Source organism: Neisseria sp. P0013.S005 (assembly GCF_051958425.1).
Taxonomy (GTDB): Bacteria; Pseudomonadota; Gammaproteobacteria; order Burkholderiales; family Neisseriaceae; genus Neisseria; species Neisseria subflava.
In genome coordinates, this window is sequence record NZ_JBQCVL010000028.1 from 1 (window position 1) to 5586 (window position 5586).

Annotated in this window: 2 tRNA genes and 3 rRNA genes; all 5 read right to left on the bottom strand. The window is 50.1% G+C overall.

What is annotated here, in order from left to right:
* Positions 1-55: 55 nt before the first annotated feature.
* Positions 56-169, bottom strand: a 5S ribosomal RNA gene (gene rrf / locus ACTHTA_RS11210).
* A gap of 94 nt (positions 170-263) precedes the next feature.
* Positions 264-3152: ribosomal RNA gene (locus tag ACTHTA_RS11215) — 23S ribosomal RNA — on the bottom strand.
* Between the two features lie 348 nt (positions 3153-3500).
* Positions 3501-3576 (bottom strand) — tRNA-Ala (locus ACTHTA_RS11220).
* Between the two features lie 5 nt (positions 3577-3581).
* Positions 3582-3658 (bottom strand) — tRNA-Ile (locus tag ACTHTA_RS11225).
* Positions 3659-3763: 105 nt separating this feature from the next.
* A 16S ribosomal RNA gene (locus ACTHTA_RS11230) occupies positions 3764-5304 on the bottom strand.
* The 16S, 23S and 5S rRNA genes sit together here with 2 tRNA genes alongside, the layout of an rRNA operon.
* Positions 5305-5586 lie beyond the last annotated feature (282 nt).

Here is a 5586-nt window from a genome sequence, read left to right on the forward strand (position 1 = left end):
GAACCGACAGGCATGTAAAAAGCCCCCGACATCAGTCGGGGGCTTCGGAATGGGTGTTTGGCGGTGACCTACTTTCACATGGAAGAACCACACTATCATCGGCGCTGAGTCGTTTCACGGTCCTGTTCGGGATGGGAAGGCGTGGGACCAACTCGCTATGGCCGCCAAACTTAAACTGTTACAAATCGGTAAAGCCTTAATCAATTATTTAGTGATGACTAAATCAGTCAGTAAGCTTTTATATTTGAAGTTCTTCAAATGATAGAGTCAAGCCTCACGAGCAATTAGTATGGGTTAGCTTCACACGTTACCGCGCTTCCACACCCCACCTATCAACGTCCTGGTCTCGAACGACTCTTTAGTGCAGTTAAACCGCAAGGGAAGTCTCATCTTCAGGCGAGTTTCGCGCTTAGATGCTTTCAGCGCTTATCTCTTCCGAACTTAGCTACCCGGCGATGCCACTGGCGTGACAACCGGTACACCAGAGGTTCGTCCACTCCGGTCCTCTCGTACTAGGAGCAGCCCCCGTCAAACTTCCAACGCCCACTGCAGATAGGGACCAAACTGTCTCACGACGTTTTAAACCCAGCTCACGTACCACTTTAAATGGCGAACAGCCATACCCTTGGGACCGACTACAGCCCCAGGATGTGATGAGCCGACATCGAGGTGCCAAACTCCGCCGTCGATATGAACTCTTGGGCGGAATCAGCCTGTTATCCCCGGAGTACCTTTTATCCGTTGAGCGATGGCCCTTCCATACAGAACCACCGGATCACTATGTCCTGCTTTCGCACCTGCTCGACTTGTCGGTCTCGCAGTTAAGCTACCTTTTGCCATTGCACTATCAGTCCGATTTCCGACCGGACCTAGGTAACCTTCGAACTCCTCCGTTACTCTTTGGGAGGAGACCGCCCCAGTCAAACTGCCTACCATGCACGGTCCCCGACCCGGATTACGGGTCTGGGTTAGAACCTCAAAGACACCAGGGTGGTATTTCAAGGACGGCTCCACAGAGACTGGCGTCTCTGCTTCAAAGCCTCCCACCTATCCTACACAAGTGACTTCAAAGTCCAATGCAAAGCTACAGTAAAGGTTCACGGGGTCTTTCCGTCTAGCAGCGGGTAGATTGCATCTTCACAACCACTTCAACTTCGCTGAGTCTCAGGAGGAGACAGTGTGGCCATCGTTACGCCATTCGTGCGGGTCGGAACTTACCCGACAAGGAATTTCGCTACCTTAGGACCGTTATAGTTACGGCCGCCGTTTACTGGGGCTTCGATCCGATGCTTGCACATCTTCAATTAACCTTCCAGCACCGGGCAGGCGTCACACCCTATACGTCCACTTTCGTGTTAGCAGAGTGCTGTGTTTTTAATAAACAGTCGCAGCCACCTATTCTCTGCGACCCTCCAGGGCTTACGGAGCAAGTCCTTAACCTTAGAGGGCATACCTTCTCCCGAAGTTACGGTATCAATTTGCCGAGTTCCTTCTCCTGAGTTCTCTCAAGCGCCTTAGAATTCTCATCCTGCCCACCTGTGTCGGTTTGCGGTACGGTTCAATTCAAACTGAAGCTTAGTGGCTTTTCCTGGAAGCGTGGTATCGGTTACTTCATGTCCGTAGACACTCGTCATCACTTCTCGGTGTTAAGAAGACCCGGATTTGCCTAAGTCTTCCACCTACCGGCTTAAACAAGCTATTCCAACAGCTTGCTAACCTAACCTTCTCCGTCCCCACATCGCATTTGAATCAAGTACAGGAATATTAACCTGTTTCCCATCGACTACGCATTTCTGCCTCGCCTTAGGGGCCGACTCACCCTACGCCGATGAACGTTGCGTAGGAAACCTTGGGCTTTCGGCGAGCGGGCTTTTCACCCGCTTTATCGCTACTCATGTCAACATTCGCACTTCTGATACCTCCAGCACACTTTACAATGCACCTTCATCGGCCTACAGAACGCTCCCCTACCATGCCAGTAAACTGGCATCCGCAGCTTCGGTTATAGATTTGAGCCCCGTTACATCTTCCGCGCAGGACGACTCGACCAGTGAGCTATTACGCTTTCTTTAAATGATGGCTGCTTCTAAGCCAACATCCTGGCTGTCTGGGCCTTCCCACTTCGTTTACCACTTAATCTATCATTTGGGACCTTAGCTGGCGGTCTGGGTTGTTTCCCTCTTGACAACGGACGTTAGCACCCGCTGTCTGTCTCCCGAGGAACCACTTGATGGTATTCTTAGTTTGCCATGGGTTGGTAAGTTGCAATAACCCCCTAGCCATAACAGTGCTTTACCCCCATCAGTGTCTTGCTCGAGGCACTACCTAAATAGTTTTCGGGGAGAACCAGCTATCTCCGAGTTTGTTTAGCCTTTCACCCCTATCCACAGCTCATCCCCGCATTTTGCAACATGCGTGGGTTCGGTCCTCCAGTACCTGTTACGGCACCTTCAACCTGGCCATGGATAGATCACTCGGTTTCGGGTCTACACCCAGCAACTGTTCGCCCTATTAAGACTCGGTTTCCCTACGCCTCCCCTATTCGGTTAAGCTCGCTACTGAATGTAAGTCGTTGACCCATTATACAAAAGGTACGCAGTCACACCACAAGGGTGCTCCCACTGTTTGTATGCATCAGGTTTCAGGTTCTATTTCACTCCCCTCCCGGGGTTCTTTTCGCCTTTCCCTCACGGTACTGGTTCACTATCGGTCGATGATGAGTATTTAGCCTTGGAGGATGGTCCCCCCATATTCAGACAGGATTTCACGTGTCCCGCCCTACTTTTCGTACGCTTAGTACCACTGTTGAGATTTCGAATACGGGACTATCACCCACTATGGTCAAGCTTCCCAGCTTGTTCTTCTATCTCGACAGTTATTACGTACAGGCTCCTCCGCGTTCGCTCGCCACTACTTGCGGAATCTCGGTTGATTTCTTTTCCTCCGGGTACTTAGATGGTTCAGTTCTCCGGGTTCGCCTCGCTTATCCTATGTATTCAGATAAGGATACCTCCTAAGAGGTGGGTTTCCCCATTCGGACATCGCGGGATCATAGCTTTATTGCCAGCTCCCCCGCGCTTTTCGCAGGCTTACACGTCCTTCGTCGCCTATCATCGCCAAGGCATCCACCTGATGCACTTATTCACTTGACTCTATCATTTCAAGAACCTCTTTGACTTCGTTTACCTACCCGTTGACTAGGGAAGCAAACTTGAAATTCCTACTTTGATAAAGCTTACTGCTTTGTTGTGTCTTAATCCTGCCTTTTGTGTTTCAGGATTAAGTCGATACAATCATCACCCAAATACTGTGTTTGTTTTCTTTTCTCTTGCGAGAGATTTTTTATCCTTTGCAAAGAACAAAAAATCAAAACAAACTCATTGTCTTTGTTTGTTGATTTCGGCTTTCCAATTTGTTAAAGATCGATGCGTCGATATTCCACTTCGCAAATCAAAATAAGCTGCTAAGTATAGCAGGCTTCCTTTGATTTGTAAAGTTCTTGGTGGAGGCAAACGGGATCGAACCGATGACCCCCTGCTTGCAAAGCAGGTGCTCTACCAACTGAGCTATGCCCCCGTTCTTGGTGGGTCTGGGAGGACTTGAACCTCCGACCCCACGCTTATCAAGCGTGTGCTCTAACCAGCTGAGCTACAAACCCGGATTCTCTTCTTAAGCGAATCTTGTCTTCACTCAAGCTTTTCTCTTCCGCATCTTTTACAGTTTACCGATAAGTGTGAATGCATCAGACCTCTTCTTTCTCTAGAAAGGAGGTGATCCAGCCGCAGGTTCCCCTACGGCTACCTTGTTACGACTTCACCCCAGTCATGAAGCATACCGTGGTAAGCGGGCTCCTTGCGGTTACCCTACCTACTTCTGGTATCCCCCACTCCCATGGTGTGACGGGCGGTGTGTACAAGACCCGGGAACGTATTCACCGCAGTATGCTGACCTGCGATTACTAGCGATTCCGACTTCATGCACTCGAGTTGCAGAGTGCAATCCGGACTACGATCGGTTTTGTGAGATTGGCTCCACCTCGCGGCTTGGCTACCCTCTGTACCGACCATTGTATGACGTGTGAAGCCCTGGTCATAAGGGCCATGAGGACTTGACGTCATCCCCACCTTCCTCCGGCTTGTCACCGGCAGTCTCATTAGAGTGCCCAACTAAATGATGGCAACTAATGACAAGGGTTGCGCTCGTTGCGGGACTTAACCCAACATCTCACGACACGAGCTGACGACAGCCATGCAGCACCTGTGTTACGGCTCCCGAAGGCACTCCTCCGTCTCTGGAGGATTCCGTACATGTCAAGACCAGGTAAGGTTCTTCGCGTTGCATCGAATTAATCCACATCATCCACCGCTTGTGCGGGTCCCCGTCAATTCCTTTGAGTTTTAATCTTGCGACCGTACTCCCCAGGCGGTCAATTTCACGCGTTAGCTACGCTACTAAGCAATCAAGTTGCCCAACAGCTAATTGACATCGTTTAGGGCGTGGACTACCAGGGTATCTAATCCTGTTTGCTACCCACGCTTTCGAGCATGAACGTCAGTGTTATCCCAGGAGGCTGCCTTCGCCATCGGTATTCCTCCACATCTCTACGCATTTCACTGCTACACGTGGAATTCTACCTCCCTCTGACACACTCTAGTCACCCAGTTCAGAACGCAGTTCCCAGGTTGAGCCCGGGGATTTCACATCCTGCTTAAGTAACCGTCTGCGCTCGCTTTACGCCCAGTAATTCCGATTAACGCTCGCACCCTACGTATTACCGCGGCTGCTGGCACGTAGTTAGCCGGTGCTTATTCTTCAGGTACCGTCATCAGACAGGGGTATTAACCCTGTCCTTTTCTTCCCTGACAAAAGTCCTTTACAACCCGAAGGCCTTCTTCAGACACGCGGCATGGCTGGATCAGGCTTGCGCCCATTGTCCAAAATTCCCCACTGCTGCCTCCCGTAGGAGTCTGGGCCGTGTCTCAGTCCCAGTGTGGCGGATCATCCTCTCAGACCCGCTACTGATCGTCGCCTTGGTAGGCCTTTACCCCACCAACTAGCTAATCAGATATCGGCCGCTCAAATAACGCAAGGCCCGAAGGTCCCCTGCTTTCCTCCTCAGAGAATATGCGGTATTAGCTAATCTTTCGATTAGTTATCCCCCATTACTCGGTACGTTCCGATATGTTACTCACCCGTTCGCCACTCGCCACCCAAGAAGCAAGCTTCTCTGTGCTGCCGTCCGACTTGCATGTGTAAAGCATGCCGCCAGCGTTCAATCTGAGCCAGGATCAAACTCTTATGTTCAATCTCTAACTTATAACTTCTGGTCTGCTTCAAAGAAACTGACAGGACAATGTCTAAAACATCATCTTGTCTGTCTTTCAAACAGTGTGAGGCCTAATGCACTCACACTTATCGGTAATCTGTTTTTTAAAGAGCGAATCGAATTATACAGTACATTTAGCAAATGTCAACTAAAATTATCGAAAATTTCAACCAACTGTGTTATACTGTCTGCTTCGTTTTCTTCACCGCGTCAGCAGCGAAGAACCGAACTATACACCTCACAACAAAACCAGTCAACAC